Source organism: Neomesorhizobium albiziae (genome assembly GCF_900114255.1).
GTDB classification, from domain to species: Bacteria; Pseudomonadota; Alphaproteobacteria; order Rhizobiales; family Rhizobiaceae; genus Neomesorhizobium; species Neomesorhizobium albiziae.
The window spans coordinates 119,473-141,098 of sequence record NZ_FOSL01000008.1; the positions used below are offsets into that span (position 1 = coordinate 119,473).

At 63.3% G+C, this 21,626-nt stretch carries 27 protein-coding genes; 17 read left to right on the forward strand and 10 right to left on the reverse strand.

What is annotated here, in order from left to right; genetic code table 11:
* Positions 1 to 26: 26 nt before the first annotated feature.
* Both F3H98_RS14820 and F3H98_RS14825 read left to right on the forward strand, forming a co-directional pair.
* A complete protein-coding gene (locus F3H98_RS14820) occupies positions 27 to 479 on the forward strand; it encodes an SH3 domain-containing protein (protein ID WP_342211613.1) in 453 nt (150 codons plus the stop codon).
* A 622-nt stretch (positions 480 to 1,101) separates the two neighbouring features.
* A complete protein-coding gene (locus F3H98_RS14825) occupies positions 1,102 to 1,527 on the forward strand; it encodes a Ros/MucR family transcriptional regulator (RefSeq protein ID WP_149760919.1) in 426 nt (141 codons plus the stop codon).
* Between the two features lie 22 nt (positions 1,528 to 1,549).
* Here the strand turns inward: F3H98_RS14825 and F3H98_RS14830 are convergent, their stop codons facing one another.
* Positions 1,550 to 1,888 (reverse strand): cytoplasmic protein, encoded by a 339-nt coding sequence (locus tag F3H98_RS14830; RefSeq protein WP_425294848.1) that lies wholly within the window; start codon positions 1,886 to 1,888, stop codon positions 1,550 to 1,552.
* Between the two features lie 299 nt (positions 1,889 to 2,187).
* On the opposite strand from F3H98_RS14830, the gene F3H98_RS14835 reads away from it, so the two are divergent.
* A complete protein-coding gene (locus F3H98_RS14835) occupies positions 2,188 to 2,532 on the forward strand; it encodes a helix-turn-helix domain-containing protein (protein WP_244621730.1) in 345 nt (114 codons plus the stop codon).
* A 2-nt stretch (positions 2,533 to 2,534) separates the two neighbouring features.
* Positions 2,535 to 3,350, forward strand: a complete 816-nt coding sequence (locus F3H98_RS14840) for a DUF6456 domain-containing protein (RefSeq protein WP_149760920.1) — start codon at positions 2,535 to 2,537, stop codon at positions 3,348 to 3,350.
* A gap of 305 nt (positions 3,351 to 3,655) precedes the next feature.
* On the opposite strand, the gene F3H98_RS14845 is transcribed toward F3H98_RS14840, so the two are convergent.
* Positions 3,656 to 4,084: a SufE family protein gene (locus F3H98_RS14845; protein ID WP_149760921.1), complete on the reverse strand. Its 429-nt coding sequence runs from the start codon at positions 4,082 to 4,084 to the stop codon at positions 3,656 to 3,658.
* A 262-nt stretch (positions 4,085 to 4,346) separates the two neighbouring features.
* Positions 4,347 to 4,679, reverse strand: a complete 333-nt coding sequence (locus F3H98_RS14850; protein WP_149760922.1) for a DUF5330 domain-containing protein — start codon at positions 4,677 to 4,679, stop codon at positions 4,347 to 4,349.
* A 505-nt stretch (positions 4,680 to 5,184) separates the two neighbouring features.
* Here F3H98_RS14850 and F3H98_RS14855 point away from each other — a divergent pair.
* From F3H98_RS14855 to F3H98_RS14865, 3 genes are all read left to right on the forward strand, one after another.
* Positions 5,185 to 6,939 carry a PAS domain-containing sensor histidine kinase gene (locus tag F3H98_RS14855; protein ID WP_149760923.1) on the forward strand — a complete coding sequence of 585 codons (1,755 nt, stop codon included), beginning with the start codon at positions 5,185 to 5,187 and terminating at the stop codon, positions 6,937 to 6,939.
* Positions 6,914 to 7,702 carry a peptidoglycan-binding domain-containing protein gene (locus tag F3H98_RS14860; RefSeq protein ID WP_149760924.1) on the forward strand — a complete coding sequence of 263 codons (789 nt, stop codon included), beginning with the start codon at positions 6,914 to 6,916 and terminating at the stop codon, positions 7,700 to 7,702. The genes F3H98_RS14855 and F3H98_RS14860 overlap by 26 nt, the downstream gene beginning before the upstream one ends.
* A 194-nt stretch (positions 7,703 to 7,896) precedes the next feature.
* Positions 7,897 to 8,244, forward strand: coding sequence for a DUF1491 family protein (locus F3H98_RS14865; protein ID WP_149760925.1), 348 nt, complete (start codon positions 7,897 to 7,899; stop codon positions 8,242 to 8,244).
* Here F3H98_RS14865 and F3H98_RS14870 read toward each other — a convergent pair.
* The gene (locus tag F3H98_RS14870) at positions 8,241 to 9,185 is read right to left on the reverse strand and encodes a DUF2336 domain-containing protein (RefSeq protein ID WP_149760926.1); all 945 of its coding nucleotides are present in this window, start codon (positions 9,183 to 9,185) and stop codon (positions 8,241 to 8,243) included. The two genes, F3H98_RS14865 and F3H98_RS14870, sit on opposite strands and share 4 nt — an antisense overlap.
* A 188-nt stretch (positions 9,186 to 9,373) precedes the next feature.
* Between F3H98_RS14870 and F3H98_RS14875 the strand changes: the two genes are divergently transcribed.
* Entirely contained in the window at positions 9,374 to 9,562 is a 189-nt protein-coding gene (locus F3H98_RS14875; RefSeq protein ID WP_149760927.1) for a hypothetical protein, read from the forward strand.
* Between the two features lie 94 nt (positions 9,563 to 9,656).
* On the opposite strand, the gene F3H98_RS14880 is transcribed toward F3H98_RS14875, so the two are convergent.
* From F3H98_RS14880 to F3H98_RS14895, 4 genes are all read right to left on the reverse strand, one after another.
* Entirely contained in the window at positions 9,657 to 10,199 is a 543-nt protein-coding gene (locus tag F3H98_RS14880; RefSeq protein WP_149760928.1) for a DUF1254 domain-containing protein, read from the reverse strand.
* Positions 10,192 to 10,776 carry a DUF1214 domain-containing protein gene (locus F3H98_RS14885; protein ID WP_149761045.1) on the reverse strand — a complete coding sequence of 195 codons (585 nt, stop codon included), beginning with the start codon at positions 10,774 to 10,776 and terminating at the stop codon, positions 10,192 to 10,194. The genes F3H98_RS14880 and F3H98_RS14885 overlap by 8 nt, the downstream gene beginning before the upstream one ends.
* A 153-nt stretch (positions 10,777 to 10,929) precedes the next feature.
* Complete coding sequence (locus tag F3H98_RS14890; protein WP_149760929.1) at positions 10,930 to 13,080, reverse strand: transglycosylase domain-containing protein; 2,151 nt, start codon at positions 13,078 to 13,080, stop codon at positions 10,930 to 10,932.
* A 30-nt stretch (positions 13,081 to 13,110) separates the two neighbouring features.
* Positions 13,111 to 13,335: a hypothetical protein gene (locus tag F3H98_RS14895; RefSeq protein WP_149760930.1), complete on the reverse strand. Its 225-nt coding sequence runs from the start codon at positions 13,333 to 13,335 to the stop codon at positions 13,111 to 13,113.
* 93 nt (positions 13,336 to 13,428) lie between these two features.
* Here F3H98_RS14895 and F3H98_RS31770 point away from each other — a divergent pair, with 93 nt between their 5' ends.
* The 4 genes from F3H98_RS31770 (at position 13,429) to F3H98_RS14910 (ending at position 17,219) form a co-directional block, all read left to right on the forward strand.
* Entirely contained in the window at positions 13,429 to 13,920 is a 492-nt protein-coding gene (locus tag F3H98_RS31770) for a hypothetical protein (RefSeq protein WP_244621731.1), read from the forward strand.
* Positions 13,921 to 13,975: 55 nt separating this feature from the next.
* Positions 13,976 to 15,139, forward strand: a complete 1,164-nt coding sequence (locus F3H98_RS14900; RefSeq protein ID WP_483237993.1) for a DNA-packaging protein — start codon at positions 13,976 to 13,978, stop codon at positions 15,137 to 15,139.
* Between the two features lie 143 nt (positions 15,140 to 15,282).
* The gene (locus F3H98_RS14905; RefSeq protein ID WP_149760932.1) at positions 15,283 to 16,524 is read left to right on the forward strand and encodes a phage portal protein; all 1,242 of its coding nucleotides are present in this window, start codon (positions 15,283 to 15,285) and stop codon (positions 16,522 to 16,524) included.
* 386 nt (positions 16,525 to 16,910) lie between these two features.
* Entirely contained in the window at positions 16,911 to 17,219 is a 309-nt protein-coding gene (locus F3H98_RS14910) for a hypothetical protein (protein WP_149760933.1), read from the forward strand.
* A gap of 44 nt (positions 17,220 to 17,263) precedes the next feature.
* On the opposite strand, the gene F3H98_RS14915 is transcribed toward F3H98_RS14910, so the two are convergent.
* Together F3H98_RS14915 and F3H98_RS14920 are read right to left on the reverse strand one after the other, a co-directional pair.
* Positions 17,264 to 17,641 (reverse strand): type II toxin-antitoxin system VapC family toxin, encoded by a 378-nt coding sequence (locus F3H98_RS14915; protein WP_149760934.1) that lies wholly within the window; start codon positions 17,639 to 17,641, stop codon positions 17,264 to 17,266.
* Entirely contained in the window at positions 17,641 to 17,853 is a 213-nt protein-coding gene (locus F3H98_RS14920) for an AbrB/MazE/SpoVT family DNA-binding domain-containing protein (RefSeq protein ID WP_149760935.1), read from the reverse strand. Before F3H98_RS14920 ends, F3H98_RS14915 begins: the two co-directional genes overlap by 1 nt.
* 178 nt (positions 17,854 to 18,031) lie before the next feature.
* Here F3H98_RS14920 and F3H98_RS14925 point away from each other — a divergent pair, with 178 nt between their 5' ends.
* The 5 genes from F3H98_RS14925 to F3H98_RS14945 all read left to right on the forward strand — a co-directional run bounded on the left by F3H98_RS14925 (position 18,032) and on the right by F3H98_RS14945 (position 21,513).
* On the forward strand, positions 18,032 to 18,376 hold the full coding sequence (locus tag F3H98_RS14925; RefSeq protein ID WP_149760936.1) for a DUF6107 family protein: 345 nt from the start codon (positions 18,032 to 18,034) through the stop codon (positions 18,374 to 18,376).
* A complete protein-coding gene (locus F3H98_RS14930; protein WP_149760937.1) occupies positions 18,366 to 19,070 on the forward strand; it encodes an HK97 family phage prohead protease in 705 nt (234 codons plus the stop codon). Before F3H98_RS14925 ends, F3H98_RS14930 begins: the two co-directional genes overlap by 11 nt.
* Entirely contained in the window at positions 19,060 to 20,313 is a 1,254-nt protein-coding gene (locus tag F3H98_RS14935) for a phage major capsid protein (protein WP_149760938.1), read from the forward strand. The genes F3H98_RS14930 and F3H98_RS14935 overlap by 11 nt, the downstream gene beginning before the upstream one ends.
* A 295-nt stretch (positions 20,314 to 20,608) precedes the next feature.
* A complete protein-coding gene (locus F3H98_RS14940) occupies positions 20,609 to 21,178 on the forward strand; it encodes a head-tail connector protein (protein ID WP_149760939.1) in 570 nt (189 codons plus the stop codon).
* Positions 21,178 to 21,513, forward strand: coding sequence for a phage head closure protein (locus F3H98_RS14945; RefSeq protein ID WP_149760940.1), 336 nt, complete (start codon positions 21,178 to 21,180; stop codon positions 21,511 to 21,513). Before F3H98_RS14940 ends, F3H98_RS14945 begins: the two co-directional genes overlap by 1 nt.
* Positions 21,514 to 21,626 lie beyond the last annotated feature (113 nt).

Sequence of the window (21,626 nt, forward strand, 5' to 3'; positions counted from 1 at the left end):
GCCTTTTATTTGAACGGCAAGTGAACATGCCGATCAGCATCGGTTCAAGGGCCGCATGGCATTTGTTCGGCCGCTACAATCAGCCGGCCACCGCAGGGGGAGAAACAGGAATGAACAGATTTGTCAAAACGATAATGGCGCTGGCCGCAGGCTCGGTGCTGATGATGCCGGCAGGCGGGGCACATGCCACGACTTTTGTCGCGTGGGAGGTGGTCGATGTAGCATGGGGCGACACGCTCAACGTGCGCAAATATCCCTCGAGCGGCTCGCAGAAACAGGCGGCCTATCCGAACGGCGCGGTCATGCAGATGACGGGACGCTGCACGGGCGGCATCGACCTGTTCGACATCGCAAAACAACCTGACTGGAGACAGAGGCAGCAGGTGCGCCAGAAATGGTGTGAAGTCTGGCACGACCCGAGCCACAACGGCAAATTTGTCGCAGGCTGGGTGTATGGCAAGTATATCGCGCCGTATTGACGCCATAATTCACAGCGGCGTCTTGTCCGCTTCGGCGTGACGCGCGCGTGTGCTGGCTGCAGCATGCTTCTGCACCAAGACTGTATTTGGTTTGGTCCAAATGGGGGGCAATTTGGCTTCCCCGATCCGCAAGATGTTTCCATTCCGGTCGTCGCCTGACGCCGCGATCTTCCCGCGGCCTGCTGTCTGCCGGCGGGCTCGCGAAACTCCCGAACCATTGCCCCAAAAGCAGCACATTCAGTGGGTTACACTATCCGCGAGTGGAGTGGGTATATGCACGAATCGGAAGATTCTTTACTTGGATATTGAATGGCGACGGTCTTGCGATGAAAATTTAAGCTTTCTCTAATGCTTCTGTATGCCTCGGGTGGGCCTGTCGAGGCGATTGCAACTTAAGTATGATAAATTGACCTCGTGGAAGTAGAAATAAAGCTGAGTACACCGAATTCTCAATGTTCTCCATTTAAGTAACAAATAGCAATTGACTTGCTATACTGAAAGGCCCATTTAAACCATGCGAACGGAATCGGTGCTTTGATTGGTTCCGTACGGAATCGCCTGATACCCCGGACTTTCGATATCGGGGACAGTTCACGATAACTTGTGTTGGGGCCTGAAAGCTATGGACATTACCGAAACACCTGGGAAAAACAGCGAAATGCTGATCGAGCTTACCGCAGATGTTGTGGCGGCTTACGTCAGCAACAATCCGGTTCCGGTTGGCGAACTGCCGAACCTGATTGCGGACGTGCATGCAGCGCTGGGCCGTGTTGGTGGCAACAGTGAACAGCCTCCGGCGGATAAGCAGAAGCCGGCAGTCAATCCCAAGAAGTCAGTTCACGACGACTACATCATCTGCCTTGAAGACGGAAAGAAATTCAAGTCGCTGAAGCGGCACCTGATGACGCACTATGGTCTGACGCCGGACCAGTATCGCGACAAGTGGAGCCTCGACGCGAGCTATCCGATGGTTGCGCCGAACTATGCGGCCGCCCGTTCGCAGCTCGCCAAGAAGATGGGCCTCGGACGCAAGCGCAAGTCCAGATAAATCCCGCTTCTGGATTTGACGGCTAAGACGGCGCCTTCGGGCGCCGTTTTGTTTTCCAGGGTGCTTCGAGGTGCTCGCGTCCCGCTGGCAGGCAGTCATGAACGCGGCGCAGCTGCTCGAGCGCCTGTTTCAGTGCGATATGCCGGTTGAGGTCGTAAGCCCAGTGGCGGCGCAGACCCTTCAGCCGTTCGCGTTCGATCAATCGCACGACGCGCCTCATAATTCGGCCGGCTTCCTCGCGACTGGCCGTCAATGCCGCCCCTAGGTCGACGCCCGAAATCAGGCGCAACGCCATGAGCCGCCGGGCCTGCGCTTCGAACGCCAGCTTTTGCGCCTTGAACGCGCGTACCTCATCGATCATTGCAGACATCGTTCCACCCACCTTCGTTTCGCCGGTCCATAGTCGGCAGCCGCACGGGGGGTGGGGATAGATTCCGCGCTAAATTTTTCGACGCGATGAAAAAAACGATTGCCTTTCAGTGCCTTGTCAAATTTTTCGCTTTTCGGTTGTTCCTTTTTTGTTCACACTTACCGGGAACGTCGGTATAAGAACATATTCCTATTCTCGGAAAAAGGATATGTTCCGTGCAAGCGCTTCAGGCTCGATCTTCCCTTCAAATTCGCAGGCAGGCCGACAGGCAACCCCATTGGCAACCCAAGGTGTGGCGACCGAGCGGCAAGCGCGAAGAGGAAATCATCGAACTGTGCGAATGCATGATCGACGTGACGGCGGCGCTGTTCAGCGTCAGCAGCAAGGACATGCGCAAGACGGGCCGGACGCCGTTTGAGGTTTCACGCGTCAGGCAGATCGCAATGTACGTGACCCATGTCGTCCTCGGTTTGAGCATGAACGAGGTGGGCAGGGGGTTCCAGCGCGAGCGCACGACGGTCCTGCATGCCTGCCACCTTATCGAGGACATGCGCGACGACCGGGATTTCGACCGCATCATCGCGATGACGGAGCGTGTCGCGGCCGCCGCATTCCGCAACCATGAGGCGGCATAGAAATGGCGGCCGGCGAGGATGACGACAAGACATGGCTTCGGATCGCCCGGTTCCTGTCACGCGGCGATGCACGAGCGATCGACAGCGCCGAAGACGGCAAGGTGTTGCTGGACGGCGCCGACAGGGGACCGATCAGCGCGCCGAGGACGGCGCTGGCTGCGATGGCGCGGGCAGGCTTTGTCGAACGCCGATCCGCAGGGCTTTTTCTGTCGGCGGCGGGCAGGGCCTATGTGAAGCGTGCATTGGCCGCCGTGGACCCGTTCCAGGAACAGCATCGCGAGATGGAAGAAATCCGCGTTGAGATGCCGGACGGGGGCGCGGCCATGGTCGCCGCCAACCTCGCCGAGTCGCCGCTGGCGCAGCTGGCCCGGCGCAAGGCAAAGGACGGCAAGCCGTTCCTGACCGAGAACGAATGGCGCGCCGGCGAGCGCCTGCGCTCGGATTATACGCGCGGCCAGATCATGCCGCGCATGAGCGCGAACTGGGTGGCGTCGGTCGCCTCCGGCCGCCGCGATGGCGGCAATGGCGTGGCCGAGCTCACCGATGCGGCGCTGGCCTCGCGCCAGCGCGTCGACCGGTCGATCGAGGCGGTCGGACCCGAACTCGCCGGTGTGCTGATCGATGTCTGCTGTTTCCTGAAAGGCCTGGAGCAGGTGGAGATGGAACGCGGCTGGCCGGTCCGGTCGGCAAAGATCGTGCTGAAGACCGCGCTTGGCGTCTTGCACCGCCATTACAATCCGCAGGCGCGGCGCAGTGGCAGCCTTGCAGCCCGGATGCTGCATTGGGGCGCGGCCGATTATCGGCCGAAGATCGGGTGACTGTGCCGTGCTTGGTGGCGCAACGCCGAACTCCTCCTTCTCGGCGTAAACGGCAGGGGCTATCGCATGTGATTGGTCGACCCCCACTCCGGTTTGCCTTGCAAACCACCTCTCCCCCGTTCGACGGGGGAGAGGAAGCGCCGGCCGCGATCCCGGGCCTCCTTCCTCTCCCTGCGGAGGGGGGAGAGGTGGCCCGAAGGGCCGGAGTGGGGGAAGACAGAACCCATATGCGATTGCCCTGCCCTTGCAGAAGAAGAAGGCTGGCGGGGAGCGCTAGCGTTTCCGCTTGCTTTCGAGCGTTAGGACTATTCGGCAGGTTCGAGTGCTGCCACAGCGTCGCGCTTGATGCGCTTGACCATGGAGCGCAAGCCGTTGGCGCGCTGCGGCGTCAGATGTTCGTCGAGACCGAGCTTGCGCAGCGTGGCTTCGGCGTCGAGGCCGACGATCTCGCTCGCGCGCCGGCCGGAGAACAGTGCCAGCATGATCGCCACAAGGCCTTTGACGATGTGGGCGTCCGAATCGCCAGCGAAAGTGACGATCGGGTCCGGTCCGGCTTCGAGGTTGGTGGTTAGCCAGACCTGGCTGACGCAACCCGGAACCTTGTAGACATCCGTCCGGGCAGCTTCGGGGAAGGGCGGCAGCGCCTGGCCGAGCTCGATCACATAACGATAGCGGTCCTCCCACTCGTCGAGGAAGGCGAAGTCGTCGAATATTTCTGTGATCGTCGTTGCCATGCTGAACCGGATATAGGGTGTGTCGATATTCAGGTGATGCCGGCCGGCGAATGGCGGCTTTCTCCGCTTCCGGTGCTCACGTACCCGAATGTACGCTGCGCTCCGGTTCTCGAAACCCACCATTCTCGGCGCGGCCTGACCTGAATCTAGACACACCCTAGTCGCCAAGGCGTGCAAGGTCACGAAAAAAGAAACACCGCAAGCCGCCGAGAGGAAGGCGGTTGCGGTGGCGCGCCGGGTGAAGCCGGCGTCGGGAATGCAATCAGTTGACGGAAGCGGCGGCGTCGATGATGGCCGGGATGCCGCCGGTCTGGATGGATGGATCGGGCTCGCCGAACTGTTCGTCGAGAAGTTCATAGGCGATCTTGGCGCTTTCGCGGGCCCTGACGCCGATGGTCTGGAACGCCGACTTGCCGGTCTCGCAGACATCCGGCTTGCGCTCGCAGATGGCGGTGATGTCGCCGACCGCATCACGCGCGGCCGACAGTGCCTGAATTGGATTGACCGCCTCATTGCCCGCTTCGCCGGTCCCGCCGAAAGGCAGCACCAGCAGCACCAGCGAAAACCAGAACGCGGTTCGGATCAGGAAGAACATGACCTTGGCCTCTCTGCACTGCGGACCACGCTTCGTTGCCGGCGCGGTCTCTTTCGTTGGCATGGAGAATGACATGCCGGTGCAAAGGAGCGATTGTTTGACGCGTTCGCTTTTTCAACAAATTCGATTCAAATTTTAACGGCTTCCGGTTGCCGCGCTTTGTATCGCTTTCGAAGTTTAGTATTTACCTGCGGTTAACCATATAGACAATTGTTTTTGCTAGTATTTCAACCTTTGGTTACTGTGTTGAAACGGTTTTCCCGCAAGCACCGTTCGCCTTGCGCGGCTAACCCGCTGTTTACCATGGGGCGAAGTGCCCAGGCATTTCGTCGCTTGCTACCCAATATCGGCCGTGGAGCGGGCGTGGAATGCGAGAGCTTTTATCGTTTCCTTAAAAGCTCAATGAGAGGTTCGGTATCAACCAAAAGCGACCCGCAAAGCCGGGCAGGTGTGAGTGCGTTTGTTGAGTTTGTCTGCAACCAGATCCAGTGAGTGGTTCGCCGGGATGTCAGCCGGGTGCGACCGGCTCGTCCACCCGTCGGTGACCGGCTCAGCAGAGCGGGCGCGCCATTGCCGGCTGCTTTCGATCCTGCTCGTTGCTCCTTTCTTCGCAGCATCCGCGATAGGTCAGAGCTTCTTCGGCGCATTCGGTTCGGCGACGACGCTGGCCGCGATCTTCGCCGTTTTCGGCGCCTTCTGGTTCGCCGCGCTGATCCTGGTGTCGACGGGAAAAGGCTTGCTGGCCGGCAGGTCGGTGCTGCTGATCTCGCCATTGCCCGCTGCCGCAATCGTGGCCGCCGCAGGCGGGCTGGCTTCGCCGCTTGCCATGATGCTTGCCGCATTCGTTTTCGAAACCGCATGGGCCTGGCGGTCGCGCCGCGCCGTCGCGTGGGGCTTTGCATCGGCGATTGCCGCGCTCGGACTGCAACTGGCGTTCGGTCCGCTTGCCGGGACGGGGGCCGTCTCCGCATGGCAGTGGCTGGTGCCGCTCGCCTATATGGGAACGATGGGTCTTCGCACCGCCGGACTGTTCAGGAAAGAGGCTGTCGAACGGACGGACGACACTCATCCCATGGCATTGGAAGATGTCATGGAGGCGGTGGTTCTGCACCTCGGCTACAACGGAGAAATCCTCGACGTGTCCGACAAGGCGCGCAGGATGCTGCGGCTGGCGCCCGAGCTCTTGCTGGGAACGGGCCTGTTCGAACGTATCCATGTCGCCGACCGCATTGCCTATCTCAGCGCGCTTGCCGACCTGCGCGATGGCGCGGCCTCGCGCCGTGTCGAACTCAAGCTTCGGCTGCCGAACGAGACCGAGGAACAGCGTGGCGGCAACTATCAGGCCTTCGCCATCGAACTGGCGCGGCTGGGAGAGGCCGATGCCGGCTTTATCGCCGTCATGCGGTCCAATGCCGAAGTGGTCGCATTGCGCGAAGCGGCGGCCGCGTCGGCGGAAGCTGCAAGCAGCAGCGAAATCACCAAGAGCCGCTTCCTGGCGGCGGTCAGCCACGAACTGCGCACGCCGCTCAACGCCATCATCGGCTTCTCCGACATGCTCGGCCACGAAATTTGCGGCAGCCTCTCGGACCCGCGGCAGAAGGAATATGTCGGCCTGATCAAGCAGTCCGGCGAACATCTCCTGGCTGTGGTCAACGCGATCCTCGACGTTTCCAAGGTCGAGTCGGGCACCTACGCGATCCAGGTCGAACCCTTCCGCTTCAGGGATGCGGTCGAGATGTGCCGTTCAATGATGGCCTTCCAGGCCGACGCCAAGGCGATCGCCTTCACGACCGACATCAGCCAGAACGTCGGCGACATCAGCGCCGATCGCCGCGCCGTGCAGCAGATGCTGATCAATTTGGCAGCCAACGCGGTGAAGTTCACGCCGCAAGGCGGAAAGGTGACGATCGGCGCCAAGCGGGTGGGGTCGCGGCTGCATTTCTGGGTGAGCGACAATGGCATCGGCATCGACGGGAACGATCTCATGCGCCTCGGGGAGCCTTTCGTGCAGGTGCGCAACGACTACACGCGCCAGTTCGAGGGAACGGGGCTCGGCCTGTCCCTGGTGAAGGGGCTTGTCACCCTGCACGACGGGAGCATGACAATCGAAAGCGCGCCCGAAGAGGGCACGACGGTGACGATCAGCCTGCCGGTCGCCGGGCCGGCGCCGAAAGCGGACCATCACGATTTCCGCGACATCGCGATCAAGACAACGGGAAGCAACGAGGGAACGAATGGCTCGCTCCGCAAAACGGCCTAAGAAGCCGGCCCACATGGTGCTTGCCCGCAATGGAGCCGTCGCGCTCGGCGGCGTGGTTTCCCGCAACCCGGTACTGGTCGGCGGCACCACCGCTTTCCTGGTCGCGCTGTCCTTCGTTTCGGCGAATGCCTTGTGGTATCAGCCGCATTTCCATTCCGGCGCGTTCTTCTCGACGCGCGACCAGGGCAGTTCCTATGTCGCGCCGGAGTTCGGGAACGGGATAGCCCTTGGCGACGACGAGGCGGAGACCACGATCAAGATCGAGCGTCCGCAGTACCTGCCGCAGCCCAAACCCGATCCCGTTGTCGAACAGGTGCAGGGAATCCTGCGCGATCTCGATTTCTACGCCGGCACCGTCGATGGCATTACCGGCCCGGCGACGCGCACCGCGATTGCCAATTACCGCAAGAAGGTCGGGTTGCCGGCCTCGGAAGCAATCGACGACGAATTGCTGACGCAGCTTGGCGCCAGGCAGACGACGGCGGCGATCCCGGTGACGCCGGCGCCGGCGCCGCGCGAAACAAGCGCACAGGCAGCGGCCGCTTCGCCTGACGCCACGTCGCCGGTTTCCGACCCGCTCATTCTCAAGATCCAGGCGGGCCTGAAGGCGTTCGGCAATGACGGCATGGAAGTGGACGGCGTCATGGGCGCCAAGACCAAGAACGCGATCCGCGAGTTCCAATCGCTGTTCGGCCTGCCGGTGACCGGCGAGCCGGACCAGGTCGTTTATGCGAAAATGCGCGAGATCGGCCTGACGAACTAGATTCAGGTGAGGCCGGCCTGCAAATGGCGGCTTTCGTTTGAGGTCGCACTCCTTCGCGCCCCCCGGCAGGACAAAGGGGGCAACGTAGAGCCGCAACCCTCGTCGATCTCAAGGGCAACTGCTGTCGCAGCGACCGCTGGCCGCGCGGCCCGGGCGATGCTAAGTCGGCCCTGAACGAGGCGACCCGAAAAATCATGCGCGTAACCACCGACCTTTGGGTTTCGGCCCTGACACGCCGCGTCTTCGCCGACGGAGGCTTCGCGGCGGTGGTAAAGCGCGGCGCCACCGAGGCGGGCGCTGTCTTCATCCTCTCCAGGGACAGGCTGGGTGAGATCGCGCTGTTCGGCCCGGCCTCGCAGACCGCCTACGATTCCGAGCGTCCCGACGACCGCCGGTTCTCCCGGCTGATGGCGACGGTTGAAGCCGAGGCGGTGGACGCCCGACTGGAAAAGGAACGGCGTTTCGATTCCGATATCTGGATCGTCGAGATCGAGCCAGGACGAACCGGAATGGCGGAATTGATCGCTCTCAGCGAACCCTAAAGAGCAGACGACAGGGGCTGACCGGCCGGCGCATCGTTTTCATGGGCGCGCAGCCACTCCCGCGCGGCCTCGACATTGCACAGCCGGTAATGGTCGAGGAACACGCGGATCGCCGCCGCGCCGTTGACGGCAAGCGGAAACAGCGCGGCGACCAGCAGGAACGCCTGTTCTTCCGGCAATTCCAATGCGCGCAGCGCGGGGATCAGGCTGGTGTAGTGGGTGTTTTCGGTCAGCGACTTGGCGAGTTGGAAGCGGACTTCAAGCAGATCGGCAAGCGCGGTCTGGAAGAAGGCGCGGTTGCCGCAGAGCGCGGTTGCCAAGAGTTTTGCGAAGTCGTCGGCGTCGGCTTTCTGCCGCGCCGTGGACGGGTCGTCGGCGCCAGCCGGCGCGGTGGCTGGGCGCATCATCGCGCGCAGGCGGCTGAGGGTTCTTTCGGTTTCGGATTTCGGTGCGGCCGGCGAGGTGTCGTTCGAGGCGGCGTGCTGTGCGGAACCTTGCGGACCGCCTGGCGCGTCGGACTGCGACCCGGAGCCGGACAGCGCCTGCACGAGATCGGAGATGGTTTGGTTGAGGCCAGGCCGGCGGGCGATGGCGCGCGCATGCGGCAGCCCGTGGCGGCCGATGAGGGCGATGAGGTCGACGTCGGTGAGTGCGGCGGAGCGGATGAGCAGCGGCGCTGCGATGTCGACGGTTTCGTCGCAGAGCCGCCGGATGAGTACGGCGGGCGCGTGAGCGCATTCGGAGAGCGCCGCGGCCGCGAACCGCTTCGTTTCCACCGAAACGGCGTCGAAAAGCGGCAGCGCCAGATCTTCAAGCTGGTCGACTTCGCGGCGTGACGGACGCGTCAGCGAGCAGAACGCCGAAACGGCGGCACGGAAAAGCCTGTCAGCCTTTCCCGCTTCGCCCCTGATGACGAGTTGCCTGAAATCCGAAGAAGACACGTGGGAACGCCTGACGCACTTTTAAAAACATCGCGCCAAGACCAACCGCGCTGATGCACAGGAAAAGCTCGACACTTGAATAAATTTAGCTGCGATCCGTTAGGAAGGTGTTAACCGTCTGCTGCGCGTAATCACTATGGAGGCGTTGCGTACTGCTCCGGTCATGCCGAGAGGGAAAGCGCGAAGTCATGGGCAGCATAGTGTCTTTTGTGCCGCGGCCAGCGGCAAAAATCCGCCGCAGCGAAGACCACACCGTTGCGGCATCCGTCATCATCTTTCCGGGCGTCCGCTACGAGCGGGCAAAGGACCTCGCGCCGGAGAGTCCGGCTGGCGACGACGAGTGCGGCGATCCACGCAATCCAGCTCCGCTGCATTAGGGTACGCCGATATTCAGGTGATGCCGGCCTGACCTGAATCTCGACGCACCCCAAATGCGCCGTGCATCTTTTCAGGCACCCAAAGGTCGCCACGTCATTCGATGTTACAGGAAACCCCGTCGAGATAGCTGCTGATCCCGGGCTTCCAGCTCGCGTCGGGAACAAAGCTGCGGATCACCACGATGCCCTGCGCGATAGGCGCCTCGACGAACACCGATTTCTCGAATTCCGGCGGCAGGTTCTTGCGCACTTCGGTCATCTGGAGTGGCGTGGCGATAACGAAATCCAGCGATCCGTCGGCGGACGTGCGGTCGTTGAAGGAGTAGACGTTCTGGCCGTTGCGGTCGTAGACCGAAGCCGACCAGAAAGGCACGGCACCAGCGGCTTTCAGATGCGCGATGCCTTCGCTGAGATCGAAGCGGCAGGAGACAGCGTCGAAGAAGGGATCGGGCGTACCCAGCACAGACGGGGCGCCGCTGGAGGTCAGGCGGGTAACGCCGTAAAGGTCGGCGCTCGCCGCGAGCTTCGACCAGGCGTCGCGCTCCGAAAAGGACGGCAGCATCAGGAGGATCGCGATATGGACGATGCCGGCGCCGACCAGTCCGACGATGAGGGCGTAGGCGATCTGCTTAAGCATCGCAGCCCGCCCTGGCGATTGCGGGCAGCGCGAGATCCGCGATGCCCGAACTGCTGGCCGCCGGGCTGTCGTAGAGCGTCAGCACCAGCGCCATCGGTCCGCCGCCCGATACCGGCAGCCAGTTGCCGGGAGCGGGATGCCGGCCAACGGCGATGCTCACCGAATTGTCGGGCTTGCGCAGCGCCTGCATCGACTGCAGCGCAGGCGATTTCAGATTTCCGTTGCGGATCATCGCATGCGAGGGCTCGGCCGCGTAGAGCGTCCAGAAGCGCGCCGGTGGGAAACTGCCCTCGATCCGGTAGGCGCAGTTCTTGCGCAGCATGGCGCCGCCCGAATCCCGCTGGGCGACGAAGGTCAGGCCTTCCGCCAGTCCGAGCGACAAGACGCCTTCGCGGGCGATGCGGGCTTTCGAATAGGGATCGGCGAGCGGCGTGCCGAGTTCGGGGAAGGTCGTCCATCCGCCGACCTTGACGGCGCCGATGCCTTCCTGCTCCTGCAGCGCGTACCAAACGCTGGCCGCCCCGCCGCCGATGGCGATCGCAAGGACGAGGACTGCGAGGAAAACGGTTCTGAGCATCAGGCGCCGGCAGGTGACATCGGGGATGGCTGCTTGTTTTAGCCGCATTTGTGCCGCGCCAGGTGATTCCACCTGGCTGGAAAATGCTCTAGCCTGCGTCGTACATGCGAGGCAAGCAACGAACGCTGAATCGGAATCGCCTCCTCCGATGCCCTACAGCGCGGAGAGCGTTTCGACCTTGGGTGGAACGCGGATAGGCGGCGCGGTACGGAATTCCTCCGCCATCTCCTTGAGAGCCTTCGACGTTGCGACCGACAGGACGGCAGGACGGTCGATGACCGGCTCGGCGGCGTCGGTGGGCTTCTTTTCGGCGGCCGCCTCGGCGACGAGCTTGGGATCGACAAACGGCTTTTCGATGCCGGGGATGGGTTTCAGCTCGATGTTCTGGTGGGCATAGGCCATGAACCGCTGCCAGGTCATCGCCGGCAGCAGGCCCCCGGTCATCTCTTTGGTGGGCGTGAAGTCGTCGTTGCCCATCCAGACGGCGGCCGTGTAGTTGCCGGAATAGCCGACATACCAGGCGTCGCGGTACCCTTGCGTGGTGCCGGTCTTGCCGGCGGTGCGCACGAGCGGCAGTGCGGCGCGCCGCGCCGTGCCCCATTCCGGCACCTGCACCAGCATGAAGTTCATCGCAGCCGCTGCCTTCTCCGACAGGACGCGGCGCGGCTTGGGGCCATCGCGGTCAAAATCGTAGACCACGTCTCCGGAATGGGCGAGCAACTGGTTGATCGCGTGCCGTGTGCCGGCAAGGCCGCCCTGGGCAAACACGCTGTAGCCCGTCGCCTGGTCCATGACGGTCATGCCGGACGTGCCGAGAACCGTGGTCTTGAACACTTCGAGCGGCGATTCGACGCCCATGGCATGCGCAAGCTCGACGACCGGCTTGACGCCGAAATGGTCCTTGGCGAGCCGCACCGGCACGGTGTTGATCGACTTCACGAGGGCTGTCGTCAGCGTCATCCGCCCGGAATAGCTGCGGCCATAGTTCTTCGGCGACCAGCCGCCCCAGGAAATTGGGCCGTCGGAAATTGTCGAGTCCGGCGTGAAGTCTTTTTCCATGGCGGTGGCATAGACATAAGGCTTGAAGGAGGAGCCGGCCTGGCGCAGCGCCTTGGTGGCGCGATTGAATTGGCTCTGGCCATAGTCGCGGCCACCGACGATGGCCCGCACCGCGCCGTTGTTTTCCAGAACGACGATGGCGCCCTCGGTGACCCGGTACTGCTTGCCGTACTGGCGCAGATGGAACTCCAGCGCCTCTTCCGCCGCACTCTGGATGTTCATGTCGATGGTGGTTCGTGCAACCATCGAGTGAACGCCCGATTTCTGTGCGACGCGCTTTGCTTCCTCGAAAGCCCAGTCGAGGAAATAGTCGGGGCTCTTCGCGTCGCCACGATCGACGACGTTTGCCGGATGCAGGCGAGCCGATAACACCTGGCCCTCCGTCATAAAGCCGCCCTGCACCATGTTGGTGAGAACTTCGTTGGCGCGGGCGCGCGCCGCCGGCAGGTTGACGTGCGGTGCGTATTTGGCCGGCGCCTTGAACAGGCCGGCGAGCATCGCCGCCTCGGGCAGCGTCAGATCCTTGACGCCCTTGCCGAAATAGAAGTTGGCGGCGGCCGTGATGCCGAACGTGCCGCCGCCCATATAGGCGCGGTCGAGATAGAGCTGCAGGATTTCCTTCTTGGACAGGTTCATTTCCAGCCACAGCGAAAGGAAAGCCTCCTTGACCTTGCGCTCGACGGTCCGTTCGTTGGAGAGGAACAGGTTCTTGGCGAGCTGCTGGGTGATGGTGGAGCCGCCCTGCACGACGGAATTGGCGCGCACGTTTTCCTGCATGGCGCGGAAGAGGCCAAGGAAATCGATGCCGAAATGGCTGTAGAACCGCCGGTCCTCGGTGGCGAGAACGGCCTGGATCACATGGTCGGGCATTTCGTCGACCGGCACCGAATCGCGCTGGATGATGCCGCGCTGGCCGATCTCGTTGCCGTAGCGGTCGACGAAGGTGACGGCAAAATCGTCCTGGGTGCGCCAGTCGCCGGCGGTTTCCTCGAAGGCGGGCATGGCAAGCGCCAGCATGACCACGGAACCGGCCGCGCCCAGCGTGAAGCCTTCGCTGAGCAGCTCCGTGACGGCGCGCCGCCAGCCGGTGAAGCGAAAACGGCGGAAGAATATGGTGAGGTTTTCCCAGGCGCGGCTCGCCGCGAACCCGGCCTCATAGAGGGTCGAATCGATCCAGGCATCGACCGCGAGAAGCCTGCCGGCCTTCGGAGCCCTGGATTTTCGAGGTTCGAACGGATGTTCCATTCTGCTGTCCGGCCGCGACCCTGGATCAATCTAAAATTGCATACAGGCGATTTCAGGGCGAAAACAATCGTGATCCTGCGGAGCCATTTCCTTTTCCCTGATTTTGGATGGGCCAACAAGGGAAATCCAGCCGCTCACCAGGGTTTGAAAAAATACGGTAAAGAATAGGAATTTATTCTTGACTGCGTAACGGTCCTCTGGTAGGTTATCGCTATCGTCGGAAAAGTGTGGGTGGCGGGCCAGCGGCTTGGACATTTCACCCTCGTACTCTCGGGCATGTTTCCGGTCCGTGAACAATCCGACACTTCCAAAACAACCGGGCAGACAATCGCCGGAAAGACGCCGGCTATGAGGAAACCGTTTGCACGCACGCACGCGCTGCGCGCGCTTGCCGAGGGTGCGAAGGCGACCCTCGACCTGCTGGCCGACGCCAGCGGACGCTCGCTGAGGATGCTGAAGCTGCAGGCGGAGCGCGAAGGATGGGCGCTCGACAGGGCGCCGCAGGAAGATCTGGCGGCCCGCTTCAGGGTGTTCGCCGCCATGCTGCTGGACAAGTTGGAGGATGCCGGGCGCAAGGCTGCCGAAGAGGGCATCACGATCAACAAGGCCGAGATCGACGGGTTCATCACGATAATCCGCGGTCTCGAAAAGGTCGACACAATCATGCGGCCCGAAATGGTCGCCAAAGAGAACAAGATCAAACAGGATGAAGACATGGCCGAGGTCCTCCAACGCATCAACACGCGCATCGTCGAAATGGCCCGCGAGCTCGCAGCTCAGCTGGTCGAAGAGTCATGTCGGGCTGGACGGTGCGTGGCTGGCGAGGGACGAATGGTTTAATTTCGCCCGGCTCGAACAATACCCGCTGCTTGTCGACCCTCCCGCCATCTGGTTGGTGACGGGCGGGCGCGGCGCCGGCAAGACCAGGCTCGGCGCGGAATGGGTGAATGCGCTGGTGCGGGGATTGCCGCCATTCGCCAGGGACAAGCTTCGGTATGGGCTGATCGCGCTGGTCGGCGAAACGCTGGCCGATGTTCGCGACGTGATGATCGAGGGGCCGTCCGGCATCCGGACGATTTCGCGCAAGGACTGGCCGCGCTTCGAACCGAGCCGGCGGCGGCTCGTGTGGGACAGCGGGGCGGTGGCGCAGATATTTTCGTCGGAAGACCCCGAAAGCCTGCGCGGGCCGCAATTCGAGGCGGCCTGGTGCGACGAGCTGGCGAAATGGAAAAACGCCGACGCCTGTTTCGACATGCTGCAGTTCGGCGTGCGACTGGGTACGGCGCCGCGCCAGCTGATCACCACCACGCCGAAGCCGACGCCGTTGCTGAAGCGGCTTTATGCGGACCCGGCCGTGCAGAGGGTGACCATGCGCACCGCCGACAACGCCGGCAATCTGGCACCGGGTTTCGTCGAGGCGGTGCGCAAACGCTACGCCGGTTCGCGGCTCGGACGACAGGAGCTGGACGGCGAACTGATCGAGGATCGCGACGACGCCTTGTGGTCGCGCGCCACGATCGAACAGGCGCAGACGGCGATGCCGGCGGGACTGCGCCGGATCGTGGTGGCGGTCGACCCGCCGGCGAGTTCGCTGAAAACGTCGGACGCCTGCGGCATCATCGCCGCCGGACTGGACGGGAATGGCAATGCGGTGGTGCTGGCCGACGCGACGGTGCGCGCGGCAAAGCCGCGGGAATGGGCGAACGCCGCGGTCGGGCTCTTTCACCGGCTGGAAGCGGATTGCCTGGTGGTGGAGATCAACCAGGGCGGCGACATGGTGGGCGCGGTGATCGCGACCGTCGATGCGGATGTGCCGGTGAAGCCGGTGCGGGCGCGGCGCGGCAAATGGCTGCGCGCCGAACCGATCGCGGCACTCTACCAGCAGGGCAGGGTGCGCCATGCGGCGCGATTTCCCGAACTGGAAGACGAGATGTGCGATTTCGGGCCGAACGGCCTGTCGAACGGGCGCTCGCCCGACCGCGTCGATGCGCTGGTATGGGCGATCGGCGAGCTGATGCCGCGGAGTGGCGGGCGGCCGAGGATCAGGGATTTTCAATGAGGCAGTAGGCAGTAGGCAGTAGGCAATCGAGGTTCGGCTGCGGCACCTCGTTGCCGGGCACTCCGCGCGCCTGCTGCTTTCTCGACTGCCTACTGCCTACTGCCTATTGCCTTGAGTCTTCTGACATCAAAGGAACACACGATATGCCAATTCGCTGGCCGTGGCAGTTGCGCCCGGAAAGGAAAAACACGCCGCCCGAGCGCAAGAGCGGTGCATCGGGCTTTGTCGCGATCCATGCACAGGCGGAGGCGCGCTGGACGCGCAGGGATTACGTGACGCTTGCCCGCGAGGGCTACATGCGCAACCCCGTCGTGCACCGTTCAGTCCGGCTGATCGCCGAGGCGGCATCGGCGGTTCCCTGGCTGCTTTATGTCGGCGCGACCGAGCACGACGTGCATCCGGCGCTGGACCTGCTGGCCCGCCCCAACCAGCGGCAGGCGGGCGCGTCGTTCCTTGAAGCGCTCTATGGCAACCTGCTTTTGGCCGGCAATGCCTATGTCGAACTGATCGACCCTTCGACAGGCTCAGGACATGGCCCTTCGACAGGCTCAGGACATGGCCCTTCGACAGGTTCAGGGTCGGAAGCGGCGGCGGACGCCGGGTTGCGGGAACTGCACCTGCTGCGGCCGGACCGCGTGACCGTGCTGGCCGACACGGATGGCTGGCCGAGCGGGCTTGAATATCGCGCGGGCGGCGCGCGGCGCAGGATCGCGCTCGGGGCGGGAGCCGGACTTCATCTCTCGCTCTTCCATCCGATCGACGACCATTACGGTTTTCCGCCACTGGAGGCCGCACTGATCGCGCTCGACACCCACAATGCCGCCGGGCGCTGGAACAAGGCGCTGCTCGACAATTCGGCGCGGCCGTCGGGCGCACTGGTCTATGCGCCGAAGGAAGGCGGCAATCTTTCCGACGAGCAGTTCGACCGGCTGAAGCTGGAACTGGAGGAAGGATACTCCGGCGCCACACGAGCGGGCCGGCCGCTGCTGCTCGAAGGCGGCCTCGACTGGAAGGCGATGAGCCTGACGCCGAAGGACATGGATTTCATCGAGGCGAAGAATTCGGCCAGCCGCGACATAGCGCTGGCCTTCGGCGTGCCGCCGATGCTGCTCGGCATTCCCGGCGACAACACCTACGCCAACTACCAGGAGGCGAACCGCGCCTTCTACCGCCTGACCATCCTGCCGCTGGTCGCCCGCACGGCGAAGGAGCTATCCGCGTGGCTCGGCCCCGTGTTCGGCGAGGAGCTGCGGCTGTGGTTCGACGCCGACCAGATCGAGGGGCTTTCGGGTGAACGCGACGCGCTGTGGGCGAGGGTGGGGGCGGCCGACTTCCTCAGTGACGACGAGAAGCGGGAAGCGGTGGGGTACGGGAGCAGGCAATAGGCAGTGGGTAGTGGGGGTCTTGACGTTCGTCGGCGATGGGAGCGCGAGCATTTTGCGGCGCGCGAAGCGGCGGCGCGGTTTATCGATACCCTGCTGTCCTCGAACCTGAGCAAAGAGGAGCTTACCGCGATTTGGGCGAAAGCCGGGTCCGATTGGTGCGTTTCAGAACCTCAGGTCGTTTCGTTCCTCGAGCAGCTTCGGGATGCACTCCGTCTTGAAACAAACAGATGAAGCCGGCAAAACTTAAGGTTTGGGGTCGCTAAGAGGCGGGCGAATGCGGACGCGAAACCCTATGTGCACAATACTTATGGCGTGGGTGTCCTGTTTTGGCACGATCCACGCTCAAGCCGGGGATATTGTGTCTTCACAGCCTATCTCCGAAACGATTGAGCACGGTGCAACAATGCATCCGCTTCTCGCCAAATTCTGTCGAAAATTTTTTCGACGGCTTTTACGAGTTCTACTCGACCCTTGATGACCTTGCAAAATTGGGTCTTGGATCGCTGACCCAGGAGGAGAAGAGGGAACTCGCGCCCATTCTCGATGAGATCACAAGCCCGCGCTACAGCGCCGACGATTTGGTCCAACTGTGGAAAAGCTCGCCGGCCGACGTCTGGTTGACCAACGGCAAGCAGATACGCACGCTGTTCAAGCGCGCCCGGGAAATGATCGGGGAATTGGACAGTAGGCAGTAGGCGTCGGCAATGGGCAGCGTTTCCCGTCTGCGGTCTCCCTTTTCTCATTTCTTCTTTGCGACGAAGTTGACGCCGGGCAGGCCCTGGAAATGCGCGTCGCAGGTCAACAGATCGGCCTGATGTTCAAGCGCGGTAGCATAGACGATCGCATCGGCTGTCGCGATTTTGTGCTTGCTGCAGAGTTCAGCCGCAAGCAGCGCGATCGTCGTGTCGAGCGGCACGACGCGGCACATCTGCGTGAAGGCGATGACCTGGTCTGCCTTGTCCTCGCCGGCTTCCCGGGTGAGCCATTTTGCAAGTTCGAGCTGGATGATCGTTGGCACCAGCCAATCTTCGCGCGCCGGTATCTGGGGGCCTATGGCCTGGCCGGTTGGCGAAGCGATGAGCCACTCGATCCAGGCCGACGTGTCGACGAGGCGCATCAGAAGCGGTCTTTGCGGTCGCGATAGTCAGTCGCCTTGGCGCCCTTGGCGATCCCGGCGAGCTCCTCGGCTTCCGGAACCGGCACGAGCAGAACGCCGGCTCCTTTTGGTATGAAGGCAAACTCCTGGCCTGCCGTCCAATGGCGCGCCTTGCGAACGGCCTTCGGGATCGAGATCTGAAATTTGGCTGAGAGCGTGGCAGTGTCGAACATGTCGTACCAATCCTTGATCGATCGATGCTTCGTAAGAAATAGCACGGATCGATCGTTGCGGAAAGGCAGTAGGCAGTAGGCAGTAGGCAGTTTCCGTCCCGGACTGCATGGGCAAGATCGCGCATTGCGACTGCCGACTGCCTAAGGCCGACTGCCCTTTCTCTTGGAACCATCACACATGACCGAAATCAACGAAACCGCCTGGCTGTGGGCGGCGAAAGGTACTGGCGCGGTCGCAGGGTCGGCCGTGTCGCTGGCCTACATCCTGCCCGGCGGGCGGCGCGAGGCCGCACTGCGCTTTGCGGCGGGCGTGGTCTGCGGGCTGGTTTTCGGCGGCACCGCCGGACTGAAGATCGCCACCGAACTCGGCATCGCCAGCACGATCGGCAGCTTCGAGACGATGCTGATGGGATCGGCGGCGGCGAGCCTGTGCACATGGTGGGCGCTGGGCTTCCTGGCGCGCGCCTTCGAACGCGGCGGATGGGCATGGCCAAAGGAGCGAAGGGAAAGCGATGGGCGCTGACTGGATCACCCGCCTCTGCGAGCGGAAATTTGTCGACCTGGTGGTCGAGGAACTGGAACCCAACGGTTCCTTCTCAGGCTATGCCAGCCTTTTCGGGCGCGTGGATCTCGGCCGCGACGTGGTCGAGCGCGGAGCGTTCGCCAAGTCGCTGAGGACACGCGGTGCTGCCGGCATCCGCATGCTGTTCCAGCACGACCCGAACCAGCCGATCGGCGCCTGGACCGAGGTCCGGGAGGATGCCCGCGGGCTGTTCGTGCGCGGCAGGCTGACCGAAGGGGTCAACCGCTCGCGGGAGGTGCTGAATCTGATGCGCGGCGGCGCGCTCGACGGGCTGTCGATCGGCTTCCGCACAGTTCGGGCGAAGAACGACGCCGCCGCGGGGGTGCGGCGCATCCTGGAGGCCGATCTGTGGGAAATTTCGGTGGTGACGTTTCCGATGATGCCCGGCGCCCGCGTCGAGAAGATCAAGGGTTTCGGGCGCGGGCGTGCACTGCCGACGACACGTGAATTCGAACGTTGGCTCACGCGGGATGCCGGGCTGACGCGGGGCGACGCCAGGGCGGTGATCGCCAAGGGGTTCGCCAGCCTTGTGCGCGAGCGGGACGCCGCGAGGAATACGCCGGACGGGATCGTTGCGATGATCCGCGCGGCGACACGCATGATCAACGGAAAGGATTTTTCTGATGCACAATGACATGCAGGCGCCAGCGCCTGAAACCAAGTCCGGCCACTTCGAGCTGCCCGAGGCTTTCGACGAGTTCATGAATTCGTTCGAGGCCTTCAAGGACGCCAACAACGAACGGCTGGCCGATATCGAAAAGCGCATGAGCGCCGACGTGGTGACCACCGACAAGGTGGACCGCATTTCCCGCGCGCTCGACGAGCAGAAGCGGGCGCTCGATACGATGGCGCTGAAGAGGGCCCGGCCGCAGCTCGGCCGCGAAACGCGCTCGGGCTTCATCGACCTCGAACACAAGCAGGCTTTCGAGACCTATGTGCGCAGCGGCGACGACCGGCTTCTGCGGGCGCTCGACACCAAGGCGATGTCCTACGGCTCCGGCCAGGACGGCGGCTACCTAGTGCCGTCAGAAACCGAGGCCGAGATAGGCAAGCGGCTGGCGGCACTGTCGCCGATCCGTTCGATCGCCTCGGTTCGCCAGGTTTCGGGCGCGGTGCTGAAGAAGCCGTTCGCGGTCAACGGTCCGGCCGTGGGCTGGGTCGGCGAAACGACGGCGCGGCCGCAGACGGCGACCGCCACGTTGGCCGAGCTGCAGTTTCCGACGATGGAGCTCTACGCCATGCCGGCGGCGACCGCTTCGCTGCTGGAAGACAGCGTCGTCGATCTCGACCAGTGGATTTCCGGCGAGGTCGAGGCCGCTTTCGCCGAGCAGGAAGGCGCTGCCTTCGTCAACGGCGACGGCGTCAACAAGCCGCGCGGTTTCCTCGACTACGCGACGGTCGCCGAGGCGAGCTGGAGCTGGGGCAATCTCGGCTACGTGGCGACCGGCGTCGCCGGCGCGCTGCCGGCAAGCAACCCGTCCGACGTGCTGATCGACACAGTCTATGCGCTGAAGGCCGGCTACCGGCAGAACGCCAACTGGGTGATGAACCGCAAGACGCAGGCCGCTATCCGCAAGCTGAAGGACGCCGACGGGAACTATCTCTGGCAGCCGCCGGCGGCCGCCGGCCAGCGGGCGATGCTGATGGGCTTTCCGCTGGTCGAGGCCGAAGAGATGCCGGATGCAGCGACCAACGAGACGCCGGTCGCGTTCGGCGATTTTTCGCGCGGCTATCTCGTCGTCGACCGCACCGGCGTGAAGGTGTTGCGCGATCCATACTCCGCCAAGCCCTACGTGTTGTTCTATACGACCAAGCGGGTTGGCGGCGGTGTCCAGGATTTCGACGCGATCAAGCTGCTGAAATATGGCGTGAGCTGACGGTTCGTTCGGAAGCCTGCTCCGGCGGCCATTCCTTCTCCCCTCCGGAGCAGGGCAATCGACCCCCACTCCGGTTTGCTTTGCAAACCACCTCTCCCCCGATCGACGGGGGAGAGGAAGCGCCGGCCGCTATGCCAGGCTCCTTTCCTCTCCCTCCGGAGGGGGGAGAGGTGGCCCGAAGGGCCGGAGTGGGGGAAGACAGAACCATCTGCGATTCCCCTGCCGTGAACGGGGAGAAGAGGGCTAATCGTCGCCCGGCCATTTCCCTTGAAAATCAATTGATTCAGGATGTTTCATGACTCTGTTTCGAACCGTGGAACCGGCTGTCGAGCCGGTGACGCTCGCCGAAGTGAAGGAGCAGCTTCGCCTTGGCCATGCCAGCGAGGACGGGCTTCTCGCTGGTCTGATCCGGGCGGCGCGCGAGGAAGTCGAACGCGCCACCGGCATCGCCCTGATCAATCAAGGCTGGCGGCTGGCGCTCGATCGCTGGCCGCGCAACGGCACTGTGCTTCTGGCCCGCCACCCCGTGCGCACGGTTGTTTCCGTCACCGCCTACGGGGCAGACGGCGAGGCGGCGTTGATCCCGCCTTCCGCCTATCAGGCTGACACGCTGTCGCGCCCGGCGCGGCTTCATTTCGACGACACGCCGGCGCCGCTGAGGCGGATGAACGGCATCGAAATCGATTTTTCGGCAGGCTACGGCGAGGCCGGAACGGACGTTCCGGACACGCTGAAACGGGCGATGCTGCTTTTGACGGCGCACTGGTATGAACTGCGCGGCGCCCTCGGTGCTGAGAGCCAGCCGGCATCCTACCCCGCCGGCTACGAGCGGCTGATCGCCGGCCATAAAGCGAGGAAGCTCTGATGCGCTCGGTGCTTCTCGACCCCGGCGCGCTTCGCCACGAACTGACGCTCCAGGCGGCGACGCCAACCGCGGACGGGCTCGGCGGCCATGCGGAAACGTGGAACGAAATCGCCTCGGTGTTCGGGCTGATCGAGCCGGTGAGCGCCAACAGCATCGTCAGGGGCGACCAGGCGCTGGAGACGGTGACGCATCGCATCACCATCCGCAAACGCGACGGTATTCTGAGCGGCATGCGCTTCGTCAAGGGGACGCGGGTTTTTGCCATCGTCACCATTCACGACCCGGACGAGAGCGGCCGCTATCTCGTCTGCCGGACAAGGGAGGACGGATTGTGAAACTGGGGATACGATTGACATTAGACGGACTGGTCAAGGCGTTGAAATGGAAGGCGTATGCCCTGGCGGAGAACGGTGAATACCGCTACCGTCCGCGCAGGACCGCTGCCGAA